This is a genomic window from Mesoflavibacter sp. CH_XMU1404-2, from assembly GCF_037029465.1.
Lineage (GTDB): Bacteria > Bacteroidota > Bacteroidia > Flavobacteriales > Flavobacteriaceae > Mesoflavibacter.
In genome coordinates, this window is sequence record NZ_JAYMEM010000006.1 from 49,364 (window position 1) to 69,336 (window position 19,973).

The window sequence follows — 19,973 nt, forward strand, 5'->3', positions numbered from 1 at the left end:
TTTACTTTTGTTAAACAAAGGTACTACACTTTAACTTAAATTCTTTGATTATGCAAACAGAAAAAGTTGTTAAACATATTGTAAATTGGTTAAAAGACTACGCTAATAACGCAAAAGTAAATGGTTTTGTTGTTGGTATTTCTGGCGGAATTGACAGCGCAGTAACATCTACTTTGTGTGCAGAAACTGGTTTAAAAGTTTTATGCATAGAAATGCCAATACACCAAGCTGCTAGCCACGTAAGCAGAGCACAAGAACATATTAAACAACTTAAAGAACGTTATGATAATGTTGTTGACGTTAGAGTAGATTTAACACCTGTTTTTGAAGAATTTAAAACTGAAGTTTCTTTAGAAGGTAAACAAGATACCGTAGACATGGCGCTTGCCAACACAAGAGCAAGATTACGCATGACTACTTTATATTATCATGCTGGTTTATACGGATTACTTGTTGCTGGTACAGGTAATAAAGTTGAAGATTTTGGTGTTGGTTTTTACACAAAATACGGAGATGGCGGCGTAGATTTAAGTCCGATTGCCGATTTAATGAAGAGTCAGGTTTATAAAATTGGCGAATTTTTACACGTCCCAAAATCGATAATTGAAGCTGCTCCAAGCGATGGTTTATTCGGAGACGCAAGAAGCGACGAAGACCAGATAGGCGCTAGCTATCCTGAGTTAGAATGGGCAATGACAATGGATGCCGAAGGAAAAACACTTTCTGATTTTTCTGGAAGAGAATACGAGGTTTTTAAGATATACAAACGATACAATATCAGTAATTTACACAAAATGATTCCTATTCCTGTTTGTAAAATCCCTAATGACATACTATAATATTTGAGAATCTTCTATTTTTTACATAACTTTACTCTCGCTATTATTATTTCTATAATCTAGTTTATCAACTTTTGATAGACCCTTAAAAACTTGTACCATGGTCAAACTATTGGTTGCAGACCAGTACCCTATTATTACAAAAGGGCTACAATTGGTCTTTTCGGACTCACGCGATGTAAAAATTGTCGCTACAGTAGCGGACGGGGAAGCTATATTTGATGCTTTAAAAGAGCATCATGTAGATATTCTTATGTGCGATATTGATCTTCCTAAGCTTAACGGAATTAGCGTTTTGAGACGCTTAAAAAAAGAATTTCCTAACATTAAAACTATTGTTTTTACAGGACAACAAGAAGACGTCTATGCTATTAGCACTATTAAAGCTGGAGCAGATGGTTTTATTTCTAAAACAGAAAACTTACTAACCTTAAAAGATGCCATTATGAAAGTTCATCTTGGCGGAGTTTATCTTAGCCCAACTCTTTCTAAAAAAATAGCTTTAAATAAAGCTAAAGGAAGCAAAGGTGGTTATTTTAAAAAGTTATCTACAAGAGAAGTTGAAGTTTTAAAACTTCTATCTAACGGACAGCGTAACAAAGAAATAGCCGAAGAACTATCTATTAACGAGAAAACAGTAAGCACATACAAAGCAAGATTGATGAAAAAGCTTAATGTATCTAACCTAATAGATTTAGTTAATCAAGCTAAAAATTTAAATCTATAAAGGTTTTCCTAATCTTCTAGATAAAATATTATCTAGTTTTTTGTAATCCATTACATCTTCAATGATAGATCTGTTTTGAACAGTTAAATCACTATCTGTTTGTTGTAATAAACTATCAATTTTTTTAGTTATCAAAAAGCATCTTAAATGTAAAATAGTTTGACTAACTAATTGAGACAAACTTATTGTTTTGTCCTTGGGGAATATATTATTTCTTTGCCAATCTGCAAGACTGTATTTTTCATCTTCCATCATAATAGAAGTAATTTCTTGAGATAAAATAGGATCTATAGTATTGATAAGATTTTCTATTTTAAAGTTTGGATCTTGATTTAAACCATTTATCACTTCATAATAAATAGCTTTAAATTTTGGATTTAAAAACTCCATTTCATCCTCCTGAAGATCTAAATAAATTTTCTCAAATACTTTAGCTTCTTGAATAACAGTTTCATCAACTAATTCTCCTTTTTCATTTTCTTTTAAAACAGAATCTTCAAACTCTTCTGTTCTGTTCCCGTAAAGCAATAAGATTTCGATAATTTTTCGCTCTAATTCATATTGAACGTCTACTTTTTTTACAGATTGTTCGGTCTTAATAACATCAAACGCTTTGCGTGTTGTTACTTTTTGCTTAGAAGCTTCATTTAAATCTTTATTTTGAAGTTGTGCCAAGGTTGTAAACAGCACATCTTCACTTATATCCATAATGCGAGCACATTCTTGAATATAAACTTCAGTCTTGATTCTATCTGGTATTTTAGAAATACTGGTTACAATATCTCTAATAGTTTCGGCTTTTTGAATTGGATCATCTTTAGCAGATTGATATAAAACCGAAGCCTTAAACTGAATAAAATCTTTTGCGTTTTCTTCTAAATAAGTAGTTAGCTCTTCTAATGTATTTGATTTTGCAAAACTATCAGGATCTTCACCTTCTGGAAAAGTACAAACCTTTACATTCATACCTTGCTCTAAAATCAAATCTATACCACGTAACGATGCTCGCATACCTGCTGCATCTCCATCAAACAGTACAGTTATATTTTTGGTTAGCCTGTTAATTAACCTAATTTGATCACTTGTTAAAGCCGTACCAGAACTTGAAACTACATTTTTAATTCCTGTTTGATGAAACTGAATAACGTCTGTATAACCTTCTACTAAATAGCAATTATCTTCTTTTGCAATGCTTTGTTTAGCATGATAAATACCATAAAGTACTTTACTTTTATGGTAAATTTCACTTTCTGGACTATTTAGGTATTTGGCAGCTTTTTTATCGTTTGTTAAAATACGACCTCCAAAACCTAAAACACGACCACTCATACTTTGTATAGGAAACATCACTCGACCCTTAAAACGGTCAAATTGTTTGTTTTCTTTAACTATTGTAAGTCCTGTTTCTTCTAAAAACTCTAATTGATATCCTTGTTTTATAGCCTCATCTGTAAAAGCACTCCAATCGTCTAAAGAATAACCTAAATCAAACTTTTTTATAGTTTCTGATGTAAAACCACGTTCTTTAAAATAGCTTAATCCAATTGCTTTACCTTTATCTGTATTATGTAATATATTTTGAAAATATGTGTTTGCATATTCACTTACCAAATAAAGACTTTCTCTTTTATCTTGCGCTTCTTTTTGAGCGTTAGTTTGCTCTGTTTCTTGAATTTCAATATTGTATTTTTTTGCTAAATACTTTATTGCTTCAGGATAAGTAAAATGCTCATGCTCCATTAAAAAAGCTACTACATTTCCTCCTTTACCTGTACTAAAATCCTTCCAGATTTGCTTTACTGGAGATACCATAAAACTTGGTGTACGCTCGTCTGAAAACGGACTTAAACCTTTAAAGTTACTACCAGCTTTTTTAAGCTGAACGAAGTCACCAATAACCTCTTCTAGTCTAGCGGTTTCATATACTTGATCTATGGTAGTTTTTGATATCAAAAGATGTGTGTTTTTTAATGCTTATTTAGATTGTAAAAGTAATAATATTTTACTTCTTCTTTTAATAACAAAACAATCTAAACAAAAAAAGCCTCTTAAGTTTTTAAGAGGCTTTAATACTAACTTATTAGACTTAACCCAAATCTACTCTAATACCTAATGAAATATTGTTTTGATCTACTGTTGCGTCTTTAAAAATTGTAGACAGGTCATATTTAGCATATAAACTTAAATCTCCGTAACCTATATAAGCCGCTAAACCATAAACAAAAGTATTAGTATTGTAGCTTGTTTTTATTTTTTGTTTTACACGATCACCAAATTCATCTTCGTAAACTAGCTTTTGTTGCGTCCCTAAATTAACACCACCATAACCACCTATACCTATTTTAAAATGATCATCTGTAAAATATCTAATACGATCTTTATATTCTTTTTTAGTTGAAGGCCCAAACTCAAAAAACACAGGTATTACAAGATTTGTAGTTCTAAATTTTGCTTTTTTTAGGTCGTTAGGAAAAACCTGCAGAGTTGTTTCTTCTGTTCCTTTTTCAAAATACAAATTGTCTTTTATATCCAATTTATTCCACTGAAAAGATAACCCGTATTTAAATCTCAAAAAGTTTGATTCCTTAAAAACACGAGTATTCCATAACCAACCAAGCTCTACAAATCCTGATCCTCCTAATTTGTATGGAGAATCATCTAAAGAAACACCATCTATAATTGCGTTATTAAAACCCATTGCAAAAAGCAATTGATTACCAGTTCTTATATCATATTTTGGAGGTGATTTTTTAGCTTTAACTTCTACTATTTCTTTTTGCCCATCTCCTATATTGATAGAAAACACTGTTGACTTTTTATCTGGATCTGGCAGATCATTATTACGCTCCATTAATTCGAACTTATTTTCTAAAATAATATAGCGGTTTTCTATGTTTTTAGCATGTTTTTCTGCAGCTTCTTTTTTAAGCTTTTCTGCTTCTTCAAAAGTAATATCTTCTCTATCTAAACGGTCATTAATTTTATCTACTTCTTCTTTTAAAGTTTCAAGTTCGGCATTTTTAATACGTTCTTTATAATCTTCAATCATTTTAGAAACGTCTTGTTTTGCAACCGTTAAAGTGTCTTGCGCTTGTAGTTGACTAACCACAAAAATTGAAATAACTAGCGTTAGGTGTTTAATAATGTTTTGCATAATTGTTCGTGTTAATTTTGTTAGATGAAATATTAATTATCGTTACTAACTACTGTACTTTTAACGGTTTCATAGCCTGATTTTACGACATGAAACAGTCTGTGCTTTAATGACTTTTCTGAAGTCATTTCTACTTCTTCCAATAGATCGTTAGCGTTAATTTTTTCTGTTACATTTTTATAATCATCTGCAGAAAATTGGTTCATTGCATTTTCTAAAAGTTGATTTGCTTCATCTAAAGACGGCTGTTCTTTAGACACTTCTGCAACTGTATTTTCTGATATTTGATTATTTAATTGATTGTTATTTTCTTCTTTATTTTTAGGGTTAACTGCTGCTAAATATTGCTCTAGTTTTTTCTGTTTATTAGCTACTGATGTTTTAGGTTTTTCTGTTTTTAATTTAGAGGTTTCAACTTCATCATTAGTATTAACTAAAGGTGTGTTTTCTAAATTTTCTCCAACTTTATCTTCAATTTTATTTTTTATAATTGTAGGCTGTTCTTTGCTTTTTTGGTCTTTTTCTTGATTAACAATGGTGTTTTCTGGCATTACTTCTTCTTTATTAAACAAAGTAATTGCTAACATTACACCTACTAAAGTTGCTGCAACACCTATCCACCAAACAGATAACTTTCTCTTTTTATCAGACTGTTCCAGTTTATTATTTAACTGCGTCCAAGCGTCTTGACTTGGTGTTATGGTACGGCGTTCTAAAACGTCTTTAGCTTTCTTTTCAAATTTATTTGGTGCCATACTCTTTGGTATTTTGGTTATTAATTTGGGTTTGTAATAATTGGCGCGCTTTGTACAATTGTGATTTTGATGTGCCTTCTGTAATGTTTAATTCTTTTGCAATTTCTGAGTGTTTATAACCTTCTATTGCATACATCACAAAAACCATTTTATAACCATCAGGTAAATTATCTATCATTTTTTGCAAGTGCGCCACATCATATTGTTGTGATGTACTATCCTCTATCTCGGTATAAGGATGCGTATCTTCTGTAAAAAATAACTGGTTGTCTTGACGTAAGAAAGAAATGCTTTCTCTTATCATAATACGTCTTATCCATCCTTCAAAACTTCCTTCGCTTTTAAATTGTTTAAGATTGGTAAACACTTTTAAAAAACCGTTAAGCATGACTTCTTCTGCTTTTTGTAGGTCTTTTATATAGTAACGACAAACGCTTAACATTTTTGGCGCATGCATCTCGTATAGCGTATGCTGCGCTTTTCTGTTATGCTGAATTGCTTTTTTTATCAGCTTTGTTTCGTTATTAAAAAGTGTTACTACTTTCACAAAAACGTGTTTAGTTGGACGTTGTATTTATAAAGACGCAAAAACTATGAAAAAGGTTGCCTGAAGTTGAAAAAAAAAATTATTTTTTTCTTTCTATTACGTAATTTACCATCAGTTTTAATGATGCTTTATAGTCTGATTCCGGGAAAGTTTCAAGGATATTTAGGGCTTCTTTTTGAAAAGATTTCATTTTAGAAACTGCGTAATCTAGTCCGTCATTTTCTTTAACAAATTCTATAACCTGATCAACTCTTTTTTTATCCTTGTTATGATTTTTCACTGAATTGATTAACCAGTTTTTATCTTTTTTAGAGCAATTATTAAGCACATAAATAAGCGGTAAGGTCATTTTTTGCTCTTTGATATCTATACCTATAGGTTTACCAATGCTTTTAGATCCGTAGTCAAACAAATCGTCTTTGATTTGAAAAGCCATTCCTATTAGCTCTCCAAATTTTCGCATCGTTTCTACCTCTACTGAATTAGGTTTTACAGAAGCTGCACCTAGACTACAACAAGCAGCTATTAAAGTTGCTGTTTTCTGGCGGATGATTTCGTAATAGACTTCTTCGGTAATATCTAATTTTCTAGCTTTTTCTATTTGAAGTAATTCGCCTTCACTCATTTCTCTTACTGCAACCGAAATGATTTTAAGTAAATCAAAATCGTTATTATCGATGGAAAGCAATAACCCTTTTGACAGTAAAAAGTCTCCTATTAAAACTGCTATTTTGTTTTTCCAAAGTGCGTTGATCGAGAAAAAACCACGACGTTTATTACTATCGTCAACAACATCATCATGTACTAAAGTTGCTGTATGAATAAGCTCTATAACAGATGCGCCTCGATAAGTACGCTCGCTAATCTCTCCGTTTGCTACCATTTTTGCAACTAAAAAAACAAACATTGGTCGCATTTGTTTTCCTTTTCGGTTTACAATGTAATAGGTAATACGATTAAGTAATGCGACTTTAGAAGACATTGACAACCTAAATTTTTGCTCGAAAAGATCCATTTCAAACGCAATAGGTTGTTTTATTTGTTCGGTTATTTTCAAAAAAGATGGCTTAAATTATCGATTTCAAAAATACGAATAAAGTAAGATATGATATTATTAATATTTTGTAATTTTTAAAACTCTTTATAATTACTGATTTATTTTGTTTAACTTTAAGCTTATTTATTAATCAATAACACTCTAGCTTATGAGAAATTTTACTTTGTTTTTATTTTTAATATCATTTTCATTTACTTTTGGACAAGTTGTACTAAATGAAAATTTTGATACAGCTTTGTCATTACCAACCGGATGGACAAATAACGATATTGCTACAAGTGGAGAACTATGGACTTTTGAAACAGGTGGTAACGCGCCTTATTTAGGAACTGGAAACACTGCTTTTTATACTACTGCTGGATTTTCTGGGAATTACCCTATTTTCAACAGTGATGCTAATGGAGCTGGAGCTGCTGAAAATACTGCTCTAGAAAGCCCTTCTTTTGATTGCTCTACTTTAACCACTGTAATTTTATCTTTTAAACACCTATTTGTTAGTGGCTATGGAGGTGAAGGACATATAGAAGTTTTTGACGGAACACAATGGGTTGAAGTTGGACTTTATTCTGAGACAAACGTAACAGTTGACACATACACATCTGGTGAAATCATTATTGACGTGAGTACAGAATTAGCTGGTGTATCTAATGCTCAAGTTAGATTTAGATGGGTTGGAAATTACTCTTACTATTGGGCTTTAGATGATGTAACAGTTCAACAACCAACTATAAATCCTCCTGATGCTCCAACAACACCAACACCTATTGATGGCGCTGTAGACGTACCTATAGACACTTCTGCAAATCCTACTTTAACAATATCTCCTTTTGAGTGGATTGCTGCGACAACTGGAGATCCTGCCTCGTCATTTAATCTTAGCTTAGGAATAACTCCTTCTGGAGATGATATAGGTTCACTTACTGGATTTAACAGTGGTGGAGGTGTTAATTATAATTGGGCTTATAGCACAACTTATTATTGGAGAATTGATGCAGTAAATATAGCAGGTACAACTCAAGGTACTGTATGGAGCTTTACTACTGAAGCAGATCCTAACTTATCAACTGATGACTTTAACATAAAGCCTTTAAGCATTTATCCAAATCCGACTTCAGATTTTGTAAATATAAAAACAGACATGACTATTAACTCTGTTGAAGTATTTAATCAATTAGGACAAAGAGTAATTAATCTTAAAGGAGATTCTTTATTAGAAAACACTATTGATGTTAAAAATTTAAAAAACGGTATTTATCTAATGACAATAACGTCTGACAAGAAAAAACAAACTTTTAAATTCATTAAAGAATAATCATTATCAAAACTTAAACAAAAAAGCGATTTCAACTTGAAATCGCTTTTTTTATTTGCTTTTATTGGCTAATTGACCGCAAGCAGCATCAATATCTTTACCTCTACTACGCCTAACTGTAACAGTTATATTGTTTGCTTCTAACACTTTTTGGTACATATCAATTGCTTCTGTATTTGCTTGTTGAAACTCGCCATCATCAATAGGGTTATATTCGATTAAGTTAACTTTACTTGGTGCAAATTTGCAAAACTTAACCAACGCATCTACATCTTTACGCCTATCGTTTATCCCTTTCCAAACTACATATTCGTAGGTTATTCTGTTTTTTGTTTTAGCATACCAATATTCTAAAGCTTCTCTTAAATCTGATAACGGAAAGGTTGCGTTAAATGGCATTATAGATGTTCTTACCTCATCAATTGCAGAGTGTAATGACACTGCTAATTTAAATTTAACTTCGTCATCAGCCATTTTTTTAATCATTTTTGGCACTCCTGAAGTTGAAACTACAATACGTTTTGGAGACATCCCTAAACCTTCTGGAGATGTGATTTTATCAATAGCTTTTAATACGTTATTGTAGTTCATTAATGGTTCTCCCATACCCATAAACACAATATTGCTTAAAGGTCTATCATGATATAATCTACTTTCTCTATCTATAGCTACGACTTGATCATAAATTTCGTCTGGATTTAGATTTCGCATACGTTTTAACCGTGCTGTTGCACAAAACTTACAATCTAAACTACAACCTACTTGACTTGACACACATGCTGTAGTACGTGTATTTGTTGGTATTAAAACCGACTCGACCACCAAACCATCATGTAATTTTACAGCGTTTTTCACTGTTCCATCACTACTACGTTGTAAAGTATCTACTTGTATGTGGTTAATTACAAAATTATCTTCAAGCATTTGACGTGTTTCTTTTGAGATATTGGTCATATCTTCAAAAGTATGAGCGCTTTTACCCCATAACCATTCATACACTTGATTTCCTCTAAAGGCTTTATCGCCTTGAGCTACAAAAAAATCTCTAAGTTGGTCTTTAGTTAAGGCGCGTATGTCTTTTTTCTTTGTTTCCATAGGTTTTGCAAAGCTACAAATTATGATTTATCCTTTGTGTAAGTGATTGATTTATTTAATGTAATAGTCTTTGGCTGGCGCATTAGCGGTTAAGGCTTTGTTGAAGCTCTTTTTGTGTTGTTGCGTATATGCAACACAAAAAAGCGACTGCCGAAAACGCGACCCTTTAGGGTAATGCCATAAAAAAACCTCTTCTTATTGACATAAAAAGAGGTTAAACTATATTTATTGTTCTTTTACAGGATTAACATAGCGTCACCATAGCTGTAAAATTTGTATTTTTCTTTTACTGCTTCTTCATACGCACGCTTAACAAAATCGTGACCTGCAAATGCAGAAATCATCATTAATAATGTTGATTTTGGTGTGTGGAAGTTTGTAATCATAGAGTTTGCGATACTAAAATCGTATGGTGGGAAAATAAATTTGTTTGTCCAACCTTCAATTTCATTTAAGGTTCCGCTAGAAGACACAGAGCTTTCTATAGCACGCATTGCTGTTGTACCAACTGCGCATACACGACGTTTTTCGGCTTTTGCATTATTGATAATTCTTACTGCTTCTGGTCCTATTTTTAGCTCTTCGCTATCCATTTTATGCTTAGAAAGATCTTCTACCTCAACTGGATTAAAAGTACCTAAACCAACGTGTAATGTTACTTCTGCAAAGTCTACACCTTTAATTTCTAAACGCTTTAATAGGTGTTTTGAAAAGTGTAATCCTGCTGTTGGTGCTGCTACTGCACCTTCTTCTTTTGCAAAAATGGTTTGGTAACGCTCTTCGTCTTCAGGTTCTACTTCTCTTTTTATATATTTTGGTAAAGGTGTTTCTCCTAACTCGTTTAATTTATTACGGAATTCTTGGTAAGATCCATCATATAGAAAACGTAATGTACGACCACGTGATGTTGTGTTATCTATTACTTCTGCTACTAAAGACTCGTCATCTCCAAAGTATAATTTATTACCAATACGTATTTTACGTGCAGGATCTACTAATACATCCCAAAGACGTTGTTCTTCGTTTAATTCTCTTAATAAAAATACTTCTATACGTGCTCCTGTTTTTTCTTTGTTACCAAATAAACGTGCAGGAAATACTTTGGTATTATTAAGAATCATCACGTCTTTTTCATCAAAATAATCGATTAAGTCTTTAAACATTCTGTGTTCGATTTTTTGAGTATCTCTGTGCAATACCATTAAACGAGACTCGTCTCTATTTTCTGCTGGATATTCTGCTAAAAGTTCTTCTGGTAAGTCAAAGTTAAAATGTGATAATTTCATCTAGTTGCTTTATTTTATTTACAAAGTTGCAAATATACAATCTGAAACTAGGCGTTGTCAAGTAAATGAGCAATTATTATTTTTTACCCAGCTATAGCAAGGGTTTACAAAGGAAAATTAAAACCTAATATTTTTAAATCTTCCCAAAATGTTGGATATGACTTAGAAACAACTTTGTAATCTTGAATTATGATATCAGTTTTTAAAGCTAAAGGCGCAAAAGCCATAGCCATTCTGTGATCATTGTAAGTTTCAATTTCTATATTTTCTAAAATTGAATCTGAAGCTTCTAAAGTTAGACTATCATTGGTAATAATTACGTTACCTCCAAGTTTTTCGATTTCAGTTTTTAAAGCCACCAATCTATCTGTTTCCTTAATTTTTAAAGTATGTAAACCTGTTAAATAACAAGACAATCCTAATCCAAAAGCTGTTACTGCAATGGTTTGAGCTATATCTGGCGCTTCTTGCAAGTTTAACTCTTTAATTGATTTTGCTTCGGAAGTTTTTGAAATTATTACTGAATTATTATTGAATTCCGTTGAAACTCCAAACGCTTTATAAATCTCAGCTAAAACAGAATCGCCTTGCAAACTTTCCTTTTTGTAAGATGAAATTGTGACACTAGTTCCTATTTTAGAAAGTGCTATAATACTATAAAAATAAGATGCAGAAGACCAATCGGACTCAACTACCAAATTTTTGTTTTCTTTTATATTTAGTAATGGTTTTACTGTAATTACATTATCTTTAAAAGAAGATTCTACGCCTATTTGTGATAATAAATTAAGCGTCATTTTTATATATGGAATGGATGTTATTGTTCCTTCTAAAGTTAACTTTAGTCCGTTTTCTAATTTAGGAGCAATTAACAATAATGCCGAAATATATTGACTGCTAACATTGGCTTTTAAAGTAACTTTATTACCTGTTAGTTGTTTGCCTTTTATGATTAATGGCGGAAAACCTTCGTTTTCTTTATATGAAATATCTGCTCCTATTTGCTTTAAAGCATCGACTAATATTGCTATTGGTCTTTCTTTCATTCGTTTAGAACCGGTTAACTCTACCTTTCTATTTGCTTGCGTCGAATAGAATGCTGTTAAAAAACGCATTGCTGTACCAGCATGGTGTATATCTATAATTTTATTAGATGAATTTAATGCCTTTTGCATTAATTGACTATCATCTGAATTTGACAGATTTTCAATGTTAACACTTGGATATAACGCTTGTAATAACAACAATCTATTTGATTCGCTTTTTGAGCCTGTTATAGCTATTTGCTTGTTGCTTTTTATGGTAGATTTATAGAGTTGTAAATTCATTTATTTATGATATTTACTTAAGTTTTTCGTTATTATGATGCCTATCGTGATCGCGTTTTGTTTTTAAATCTAGCTTTTTATCAAAAGCGTCTTGCAAGTCTACTCCTGTTTGGTTTGCTAAACATAAAACTACAAACATAACATCTGCTAACTCTTCACCTAAATCTTTATTTTTATCGCTTTCTTTTTCGCTTTGCTCACCATAACGTCTTGCAATAATACGTGCTACTTCACCTACTTCTTCTGTAAGTTGCGCCATATTAGTAAGCTCGTTAAAATATCTTACTCCATGGTTTTTAATCCAATTATCTACGTCTTTTTGTGCGTTTTTTATGTTCATAAGTAAATTACTTTTTCTTTGTGATTTTTGGTAAAACTAAAACATGAAACAAGCCCATTGAAGTCCCAAAAAATAAACCCATTTTTATTAACTGACTCATTGTATAATCATTATCTACAATGTAATGAATTAACGAAAAGATAACACCGTTAATTAAGAAGGCTATTATAAACTCTAAAATCTTTTGTTTCATGGTTACTCTTTATCATTAAATAACTTTAATAAAATTGGCTTTAAAAGGATATGAAAAAAACCCATAATCAAACCTAAAAACAAACTTTTCCTAATTATCTTAATTAAGGTTAAATCTTTCAAAAACACATTAAATAACAGAAAAATAATACTGTAGAATAAGAATACAGCTACAAACTCTAAAACCTTTTGCTTCATAATTACTCTTTGTTTTTGGTATCAATAATTATAGTTACTGGTCCATCATTTACTAAAGCAACTTTCATATCGGCACCAAATTGTCCTGTTTGAATAGGCTTTTGTAAGTCTGCTTCGCAAATTTTTATAAAACTTTCGTAAAGCGGAATTGCAACATCTGGTTTTGCTGCTTTTATATAGCTTGGTCTATTGCCTTTTTTAGTACTGGCATGTAATGTAAATTGACTTACCACAATAACATCGCCATCAATATCTTTTACAGACTTGTTCATTACACCGTTTTCATCTGAAAAAATACGGCAATTCAAAATTTTGTTAACTAACCAATTAATATCTTCTTGCGTGTCTTCTTCTACAATTCCGACTAAAACTAATAACCCTTGCTCTATTTGTGCTACTTTTTGATTATTAATAGTAACACTTGCTTGACTAACTCTTTGTAAAACCGCTTTCATGATTACTCTTTATCCCAGTTATCCGTTCGGTAATGTTCTTCTTCTCCTTCTAAAATTTGCACATAACTTCTATATCGTGATGCTGCAATTTCATCATGTTCTAAAGCATTTTTTACAGCACATTTTGGTTCTTCCAAATGCAAACAATTATTAAATTTACAATCTTGTTTTAAAGCGAAAAACTCTGGAAAATAATCACCTACTTCTTCTCTTTCCATATCAACAACACCAAATCCTTTTATGCCTGGTGTGTCTATAATTTTAGCATCAAAACTTAAATCAAACATTTCGGCAAAAGTTGTAGTATGTTGTCCTTGCATATGCTGCATAGATATTTCTTTAGTTTTTAGATCTAAAGAAGGCTCTATTGCGTTAACTAATGTAGATTTACCAACACCTGAATGACCTGTAAACATACTTACTTTACCTGCCATCATGCTTTTAACTTTATCTATATTTTTCCTTGTTTTTGCAGAAATACCAATACATTCATAACCTATTTGTCTATAGACGTGCGCTAAATATCTAACCTCATCTAGCGTATCTTGATCATAAGCATCTATTTTATTAAATAAAAGTACAGCTTTAATATCATACGCTTCGGCAGTGACTAAAAAACGATCTATAAAACTGGTAAATGTTGGTGGATTATCAATGGTTACTAACAAAAATACTTGATCAATATTAGAGGCAATGATATGTGTTTGTTTGGATAGATTAACCGATTTTCTTACAATATAATTTTCACGCTCATGAATGTTATTGATAACACCGGTTTCGTTATCGCTTTTAGTATCCAGTTCAAAATCTACAAAATCGCCAACAGCAATTGGGTTGGTACTTTTAATTCCTTTTAATCGAAATTTACCTTTTATCCTACACTCGTAAGTTTGACCCAACTCGGTCTTTACGGTGTACCAACTTCCTGTAGATTTATAAACGCATCCTGTCATCTGTACAAAGATGATGAATAATAGCCTTTAATGCAATAAAATTTAATTGTTAAAATTGATGTATATTGAACAAGTATTAATCATAATTTCTATTTACAATGAAAAAATCATTATTCCTTATTCCAATTATTGCAATCGCATTTACTTCAATTTCTTTTATTAACAAACCTGCTCAAGTTGAATACAAGGTTGTTACAGCTGTAGAATCTATCGTGCCAAATGGATTTGGGCGTTCAAGAATGATCATGGCTACAGAAGACAAAGACTATCAAGAATTTACTACGTTAAGAAGTGACGACAAAGATTCTGATGAAAAGAACAAGTCTAAAAGAGACGAAATTAGAGTTAAAAATTACGAAGAAACTAAGCTTTTAAACTTCTATAATTTAGGAGGAATTAGATTTCAAAATATTGCAGCTAATGATGCTGTAATGACTTCAAAAATCAACACTATGATTAGTGAAGGTTGGGAATTAGCTTTTGTTAATACTGGTGTGGAAAGTGAAGGTGGAAAAGGTGATGGAAAAGGTATTTTTATTACTAGATATACATTTAAACGAGTAAAATAATCTGAAAATAACATCATAAAAAAAGCCTTTTTCAATTGTTGAAAAAGGCTTTTTAGTTTTAAGATTTTAAAATCTTCTCTTGATGATTTATAGATTCTTGATGTATAGCTTTAAATAACTTTAAAATAAACTCTTCGCTTAGTCCTTTTTGCTCGCCTTCTAATACCATTTTTCCTAAAATCTCATTCCAACGCTTGCTTTGTAAAACAGCCACATTTTTTTGTTTTTTTAGTTGACCAATCCCATCTGCAACTTGCATTCGTTTTCCTAAAAGCTCAATAATTTGATTGTCTACAACATCTATTTTTGCTCTTAAATTGGCTAATTCATTGTTAAAATCTGCTTCAGGATCAGTTTCTTTTCTAATGCGTAAATCTTTCATTATTTGCACCAAAGCAGTTGGCGTAACTTGCTGTGCTGCGTCACTCCACGCATTATCTGGATCAAAATGAGTTTCTATCATTAAGCCATCAAAGTTTAAATCTAATGCGGTTTGTGATACATCAAAAATCATATCACGCTTTCCAGTAATGTGCGACGGATCGTTAATTAACGGTAAATCTGGAAACTTGGTTTGCAGCTCGATAGCTAATTGCCATTCTGGATTGTTTCTGTATTTTGTTTTTTCATACGTTGAAAATCCTCTATGAATCACTCCTAACTTTTTAATATCTGCACTTGCTAAACGCTCAATCGCGCCTAACCATAAAGGTAAATCTGGATTTACAGGGTTTTTAACTAAAACCACTTTATCTGTTCCTTTTAAAGCATCTGCTATTTCTTGCACTATAAAAGGACTAACTGTAGATCTTGCTCCTATCCACAATAAATCAACATCATGTTCTAAAGCTAATTCTACATGCGCACGATTAGCAACTTCGGTAGCAGTTTTTAATCCTGTTTCTTTCTTAACTTTTTGTAACCATTTTAAACCTAATGCACCAACACCTTCAAAATTACCTGGCCTTGTTCGTGGTTTCCAAATTCCTGCTCTGTAATAGCTTACGTCTGTATCTTTTAAATCGTGAGCGATTTTTAAAACTTGTTCTTCGGTTTCTGCGCTACATGGTCCTGCAATTACTAAAGGATGATCTAATTGTAAATCGTCCAACCATGTTCTTAATTCTTTTTTGTTTTCCATTTCTTTTTCTGAATTTAACCTACCAGGTTGTATTAATGTATTCCGTTTAAAATTTGTTTTATATAATTGGTGTCTTTCATTGCTTTGTAAACCGACTGAAAATCGTCTTCTACAATCATTTGCTTAAACATTGAAAGATTTTGAATATACTCTTCTAAAGTCTCTACGACATTTTGTTTATTCTGCTCAAAAATTGGTGTCCACATTTCTGGGCTGCTTTTTGCAAGTCTAACTGTACTTTCAAAACCAGATCCTGCCATATCAAAAATATCGCGTTCGTTTTTTTCTTTTTCTATTACAGTTTTTCCTAACATAAACGAACTAATGTGTGATAAATGCGACACGTATGCTATATGTTTATCATGCGATTCTGGATTCATGTAACGCATACGCATACCTATTTTTGAAAACACATTTAAAACTTGTTCTTGTAATTTTGAAGCTGTTTTTTCAACTTCACATATAATATTTGTTTTGTTTTTAAATAAATTTTGAATGGCTGCTTTTGGACCAGAAAACTCGGTACCAGCAATTGGATGTGTTGCTAAAAAGTTACGACGTTTTGGGTGATTATCTACCGCTTTACAAATAGCTTGTTTTGTAGAACCAACATCTATCACTACCGAAAAATCAGACACTTTATCTAGTACTTTTGGCAACTCATTTACCGCAACATCTACTGGAATTGCAAGCACTACCAAATCTGCATTTGGTAAATCTTCATAAGTTGCTTTTTGATCAATAACACCTAATTCTTGCGCTTCTATTAAATGCGCTTCGTTTTTATCAATACCATAAATGATACAGTCTGGCAACGCATTTTTAAAATCTAATGCCAAGCTACCGCCAATTAAACCTGTTCCTATGATGTATATATGTTTCATTATAATCTACTAATTGCGTCTTTAATTTGGGCTTCTTTCGCGCAAAGCGAAAAACGAATATAACCTTCGCCTTGCGAACCAAAAACGGTTCCTGGTGTAATAAACACGCTGTTGTTGTATAAAATTTGATCTATAAACACTTCAGATGTTTTTCCTTCTGGCAACTTTGCCCAAACAAATAATCCTGTTGCATTTTTATCGTACGTACAATCTAATTTATCAGCTAATTGCCAAATAAGTTCGCGTCTGCTTTTATAAATTTTATTTAAACTTTTGTACCAAGCAGATGAGCATTTTAAAGCTTCTATTGCACCTTTTTGGATTCCGTAAAACATACCAGAATCCATATTACTTTTCACTTTTAAAATGGCGTTAATATGTGCTGCATGTCCTAAAACCATTCCAACTCGCCAACCTGCCATATTAAATGTTTTGCTTAACGAATTTAGCTCTAAAGCGACATCTTTTGCACCTTCAACATCTAAAATGCTAATCGGATTATCGTTTAAAATGAAGCTATACGGATTGTCATTTATTAATAAAATATTGTGCTTTTTAGCAAATGCGACTAACGTTTCTAAATCGGCTTTTGTCGCTTTTGCACCAGTTGGCATATGCGGATAACTGGTCCACATTAATTTAACTTTGCTTAAATCTTGCTGCTCGATAGCTTCAAAATTTGGTAGCCAATTATTGGTTTCATCTAAATTATAATGCATTGGTGTTGCTTGTACCAATTGTGTCACCGAGCTGTAAGTTGGGTAACCTGGATTTGGGATTAAAACAGCATCGCCTTCATTTAAAAACGCTAAAGAAATATGCATAATACCTTCCTTGCTTCCCATAAGTGGTAAAACTTCGGTATCTGGATTTACTGCAACATTAAATTCGGTATTATAAAAATCTGCAATTGCTGTTCTTAATTCTGGTAACCCTTGATAACTCTGGTATTTGTGCGCCACAGGATGTACTAAACTATCTACCAAAACATCAACCACTTGTTTTGGTGGCTCTAAATCTGGACTACCAATCCCTAAATTAATAATTGGTTTTCCGTCTTTAATTAATTGATTGACTTCTTTTAACTTACGAGAAAAGTAATATTCTTGAACGCTATGTAATCGATCTGCAACTTTCATTATAGTTTTGCGTTTTTATAGGTTCCTAAAATTTTAAAATGTGTTGCCATTATTGTCATAATTGATGCTGCTTTTTCAAAATCTTCATAAGCCTCAAAAGTGACATCTACAAAAAACGAATATTTCCAAGGTGTTTCAATTTTTGGTAAGGATTGTATTTTAGTAAGGTTTAATTTACAATCGCTCATCACATTTAAAATTGTTGCCAAACTTCCTCTTTTATGATCTAATTCAAATTTTAATGATGCTTTGTTTATTTCATTTTTATGATTATTAATAGGTTGCGTTTTTACAATAGCAAATCGGGTTTGATTGTGTTTTATGGTTTGAATACTTTCGGCTAAAATGTTTAAGTTAAAAATCTTTGCTGCCAAAGTACTTGCTATTGCTGCAACACCTTTTATTTGCTGCGTCTCAATTTTTCTTGCCACATCTGCAGTGTCTTTATCTTCTACCAGTTTGATATGCGGATAGTCTTTAAAAAACGATTTGCATTGCAATAGCGCCATAGGATGACTGTGCACTTCTTTTATATCTGCAATTGTTTGGTTTGGCAACGCCATTAATTGATGCTGAATGTCTAAATACTGCTCGCCAACAATGTGCAAATTGTTATTATCAATCAACGCATAATTTGGCAAAATAGAACCTGCGATAGAGTTTTCTAACGCTAAAATTGCTGTTTCTGCGGTGTTATCAAATAAAGACGCAACCGTTTCGTCAAACGTTAAGCACTCTTTTATTTTATGTGTATTGTCATAAAAATTTAACGACACTATATGATGAAAAGAGCCTTTTATTCCTTGTATTGCTATAGTTTTTACCATAAAAAAAGTCCCGATAAAATCGAGACTTAGTATTAAATTTATGCTGTTTAAATTACATATACAACGTCTCGTTCTTTTCGTTAAAAAAGAAATAAAACCAGTTATAATATGTATTTAAAATTGTGTTCATTATTGTTTTGTTATTGCTAAAGTAGACAATTAATTGAAAAATCAAAATACTAAAGCCTGAAATTATGAGTTTTATAACAAGTTTTAAAGATTTTGATACAATTAAGCTTTTAAATTATAGAATGTTTATTTTTGAAGAAACATATTAGCATGTCAATAAAAGTTAAAAACATCACTAAACAATTTGGAGCGCAAAAAGCATTAAACAATGTATCTTTTAGCGTTAATCGTCCAGAAATTGTTGGATTTTTAGGTCCTAATGGTGCCGGAAAATCGACAATGATGAAAATTTTAACCACTTACCTTTCTCCTACTTCTGGTAACGCTGAAGTAAATGGGCATGCTGTATCAAACCAACAAAAGCAAGTACAAAAAAGTGTTGGCTACTTACCAGAGCACAATCCTTTATATTTAGACCAATACGTGCGTGAGTATTTACGATTTAATGCAAACGTATATAACGTTGACAAATCTAGAGTTGAAGAGGTTATTGAACTTACTGGATTAACACCAGAAGCACATAAAACTATTGGGCAACTCTCTAAAGGTTACAGACAACGTGTTGGGTTAGCTAATGCGCTGTTGCATAATCCTGAAGTTTTAATTTTAGACGAACCTACAACTGGTTTAGATCCAAATCAATTAGTAGACATCAGGCAATTAATTAAAGGCTTAGGCAAAGACAAAACCGTCTTTTTATCTACGCACATTATGCAGGAAGTAGAAGCTATGTGTGATCGTGTCATTATTATTAATAAAGGTGAAATTGTTGCTGATAAAAAATTAAGCGAATTACGCGAAGGACAAGAACAAACTGTTATTGTCGAGTTTGATTACCGCGTGGAAGATGCTTTTTTACTTAAACTTCCGCATGCTAAAAGCGTGAAAAATGTGCATGATTTTATTTATGAAATTGTGTTTGATACAACAACAGATATGCGTGCTCATGTATTTGATTTTGCGCATGATAATGAGTTGAAGATTCTACAGTTAAACCAGAAAAACGCTAGTTTAGAGAGCTTATTTAGGGAATTGACGAGTTAAAC

The 19,973-nt window shown here is 31.9% G+C and carries 21 protein-coding genes; 5 read left to right on the forward strand and 16 right to left on the reverse strand.

The window, feature by feature from the left end; genetic code table 11:
- The first annotated feature begins 50 nt into the window (after positions 1-50).
- The gene (nadE, locus tag WA327_RS04915) at positions 51-839 is read left to right on the forward strand and encodes an NAD(+) synthase (protein ID WP_336067059.1); all 789 of its coding nucleotides are present in this window, start codon (positions 51-53) and stop codon (positions 837-839) included.
- 100 nt (positions 840-939) lie between these two features.
- Complete coding sequence (locus WA327_RS04920) at positions 940-1,566, forward strand: response regulator transcription factor (protein ID WP_336067062.1); 627 nt, start codon at positions 940-942, stop codon at positions 1,564-1,566.
- Here WA327_RS04920 and dnaG read toward each other — a convergent pair.
- From dnaG to WA327_RS04945, 5 genes are all read right to left on the reverse strand, one after another.
- Positions 1,561-3,519, reverse strand: a complete 1,959-nt coding sequence (gene dnaG, locus WA327_RS04925; protein WP_336067065.1) for a DNA primase — start codon at positions 3,517-3,519, stop codon at positions 1,561-1,563. The two genes, WA327_RS04920 and dnaG, sit on opposite strands and share 6 nt — an antisense overlap.
- Positions 3,520-3,652: 133 nt before the next feature.
- Complete coding sequence (locus WA327_RS04930) at positions 3,653-4,720, reverse strand: hypothetical protein (RefSeq protein WP_336067067.1); 1,068 nt, start codon at positions 4,718-4,720, stop codon at positions 3,653-3,655.
- A gap of 32 nt (positions 4,721-4,752) precedes the next feature.
- Complete coding sequence (locus WA327_RS04935; protein ID WP_336067070.1) at positions 4,753-5,475, reverse strand: hypothetical protein; 723 nt, start codon at positions 5,473-5,475, stop codon at positions 4,753-4,755.
- Positions 5,462-6,022: an RNA polymerase sigma factor gene (locus WA327_RS04940; protein WP_336067072.1), complete on the reverse strand. Its 561-nt coding sequence runs from the start codon at positions 6,020-6,022 to the stop codon at positions 5,462-5,464. The genes WA327_RS04935 and WA327_RS04940 overlap by 14 nt, the downstream gene beginning before the upstream one ends.
- Positions 6,023-6,101: 79 nt before the next feature.
- The gene (locus tag WA327_RS04945) at positions 6,102-7,079 is read right to left on the reverse strand and encodes a polyprenyl synthetase family protein (protein WP_336067075.1); all 978 of its coding nucleotides are present in this window, start codon (positions 7,077-7,079) and stop codon (positions 6,102-6,104) included.
- Positions 7,080-7,227: 148 nt separating this feature from the next.
- On the opposite strand from WA327_RS04945, the gene WA327_RS04950 reads away from it, so the two are divergent.
- Positions 7,228-8,391 carry a T9SS type A sorting domain-containing protein gene (locus tag WA327_RS04950; protein ID WP_336067078.1) on the forward strand — a complete coding sequence of 388 codons (1,164 nt, stop codon included), beginning with the start codon at positions 7,228-7,230 and terminating at the stop codon, positions 8,389-8,391.
- Positions 8,392-8,442: 51 nt separating this feature from the next.
- On the opposite strand, the gene rlmN is transcribed toward WA327_RS04950, so the two are convergent.
- The 7 genes from rlmN to rsgA form a co-directional block, all read right to left on the reverse strand.
- Positions 8,443-9,486 (reverse strand): 23S rRNA (adenine(2503)-C(2))-methyltransferase RlmN, encoded by a 1,044-nt coding sequence (gene rlmN / locus WA327_RS04955; RefSeq protein ID WP_336067081.1) that lies wholly within the window; start codon positions 9,484-9,486, stop codon positions 8,443-8,445.
- Positions 9,487-9,722: 236 nt separating this feature from the next.
- The gene (queA, locus tag WA327_RS04960) at positions 9,723-10,772 is read right to left on the reverse strand and encodes a tRNA preQ1(34) S-adenosylmethionine ribosyltransferase-isomerase QueA (RefSeq protein ID WP_336067085.1); all 1,050 of its coding nucleotides are present in this window, start codon (positions 10,770-10,772) and stop codon (positions 9,723-9,725) included.
- 104 nt (positions 10,773-10,876) lie between these two features.
- Positions 10,877-12,100 (reverse strand): 3-phosphoshikimate 1-carboxyvinyltransferase, encoded by a 1,224-nt coding sequence (locus WA327_RS04965; RefSeq protein WP_336067088.1) that lies wholly within the window; start codon positions 12,098-12,100, stop codon positions 10,877-10,879.
- A gap of 13 nt (positions 12,101-12,113) precedes the next feature.
- A complete protein-coding gene (locus tag WA327_RS04970; RefSeq protein WP_336067091.1) occupies positions 12,114-12,440 on the reverse strand; it encodes a nucleotide pyrophosphohydrolase in 327 nt (108 codons plus the stop codon).
- A gap of 7 nt (positions 12,441-12,447) precedes the next feature.
- Positions 12,448-12,633, reverse strand: coding sequence for a hypothetical protein (locus WA327_RS04975; protein ID WP_336067094.1), 186 nt, complete (start codon positions 12,631-12,633; stop codon positions 12,448-12,450).
- Between the two features lie 199 nt (positions 12,634-12,832).
- Positions 12,833-13,285, reverse strand: a complete 453-nt coding sequence (dtd, locus tag WA327_RS04980; protein WP_336067096.1) for a D-aminoacyl-tRNA deacylase — start codon at positions 13,283-13,285, stop codon at positions 12,833-12,835.
- 2 nt (positions 13,286-13,287) lie between these two features.
- Entirely contained in the window at positions 13,288-14,238 is a 951-nt protein-coding gene (gene rsgA / locus WA327_RS04985; RefSeq protein ID WP_336067100.1) for a ribosome small subunit-dependent GTPase A, read from the reverse strand.
- Positions 14,239-14,336: 98 nt separating this feature from the next.
- Here rsgA and WA327_RS04990 point away from each other — a divergent pair, with 98 nt between their 5' ends.
- Entirely contained in the window at positions 14,337-14,807 is a 471-nt protein-coding gene (locus WA327_RS04990; RefSeq protein ID WP_336067102.1) for a hypothetical protein, read from the forward strand.
- 58 nt (positions 14,808-14,865) lie between these two features.
- On the opposite strand, the gene WA327_RS04995 is transcribed toward WA327_RS04990, so the two are convergent.
- From WA327_RS04995 to WA327_RS05010, 4 genes are read right to left on the reverse strand one after another with little or no spacing between them, the layout of a single operon-like run.
- Positions 14,866-15,948, reverse strand: coding sequence for a bifunctional 3-deoxy-7-phosphoheptulonate synthase/chorismate mutase type II (locus tag WA327_RS04995; protein ID WP_336067105.1), 1,083 nt, complete (start codon positions 15,946-15,948; stop codon positions 14,866-14,868).
- A gap of 32 nt (positions 15,949-15,980) precedes the next feature.
- Positions 15,981-16,832, reverse strand: a complete 852-nt coding sequence (locus WA327_RS05000; protein WP_027881079.1) for a prephenate dehydrogenase — start codon at positions 16,830-16,832, stop codon at positions 15,981-15,983.
- Positions 16,832-17,974, reverse strand: coding sequence for an aminotransferase class I/II-fold pyridoxal phosphate-dependent enzyme (locus WA327_RS05005; RefSeq protein ID WP_336067592.1), 1,143 nt, complete (start codon positions 17,972-17,974; stop codon positions 16,832-16,834). The genes WA327_RS05000 and WA327_RS05005 overlap by 1 nt, the downstream gene beginning before the upstream one ends.
- Complete coding sequence (locus tag WA327_RS05010; protein WP_336067111.1) at positions 17,971-18,798, reverse strand: prephenate dehydratase; 828 nt, start codon at positions 18,796-18,798, stop codon at positions 17,971-17,973. Before WA327_RS05010 ends, WA327_RS05005 begins: the two co-directional genes overlap by 4 nt.
- A gap of 279 nt (positions 18,799-19,077) precedes the next feature.
- On the opposite strand from WA327_RS05010, the gene gldA reads away from it, so the two are divergent.
- Positions 19,078-19,971, forward strand: a complete 894-nt coding sequence (gldA, locus tag WA327_RS05015) for a gliding motility-associated ABC transporter ATP-binding subunit GldA (protein ID WP_336067113.1) — start codon at positions 19,078-19,080, stop codon at positions 19,969-19,971.
- Positions 19,972-19,973: the final 2 nt, after the last annotated feature.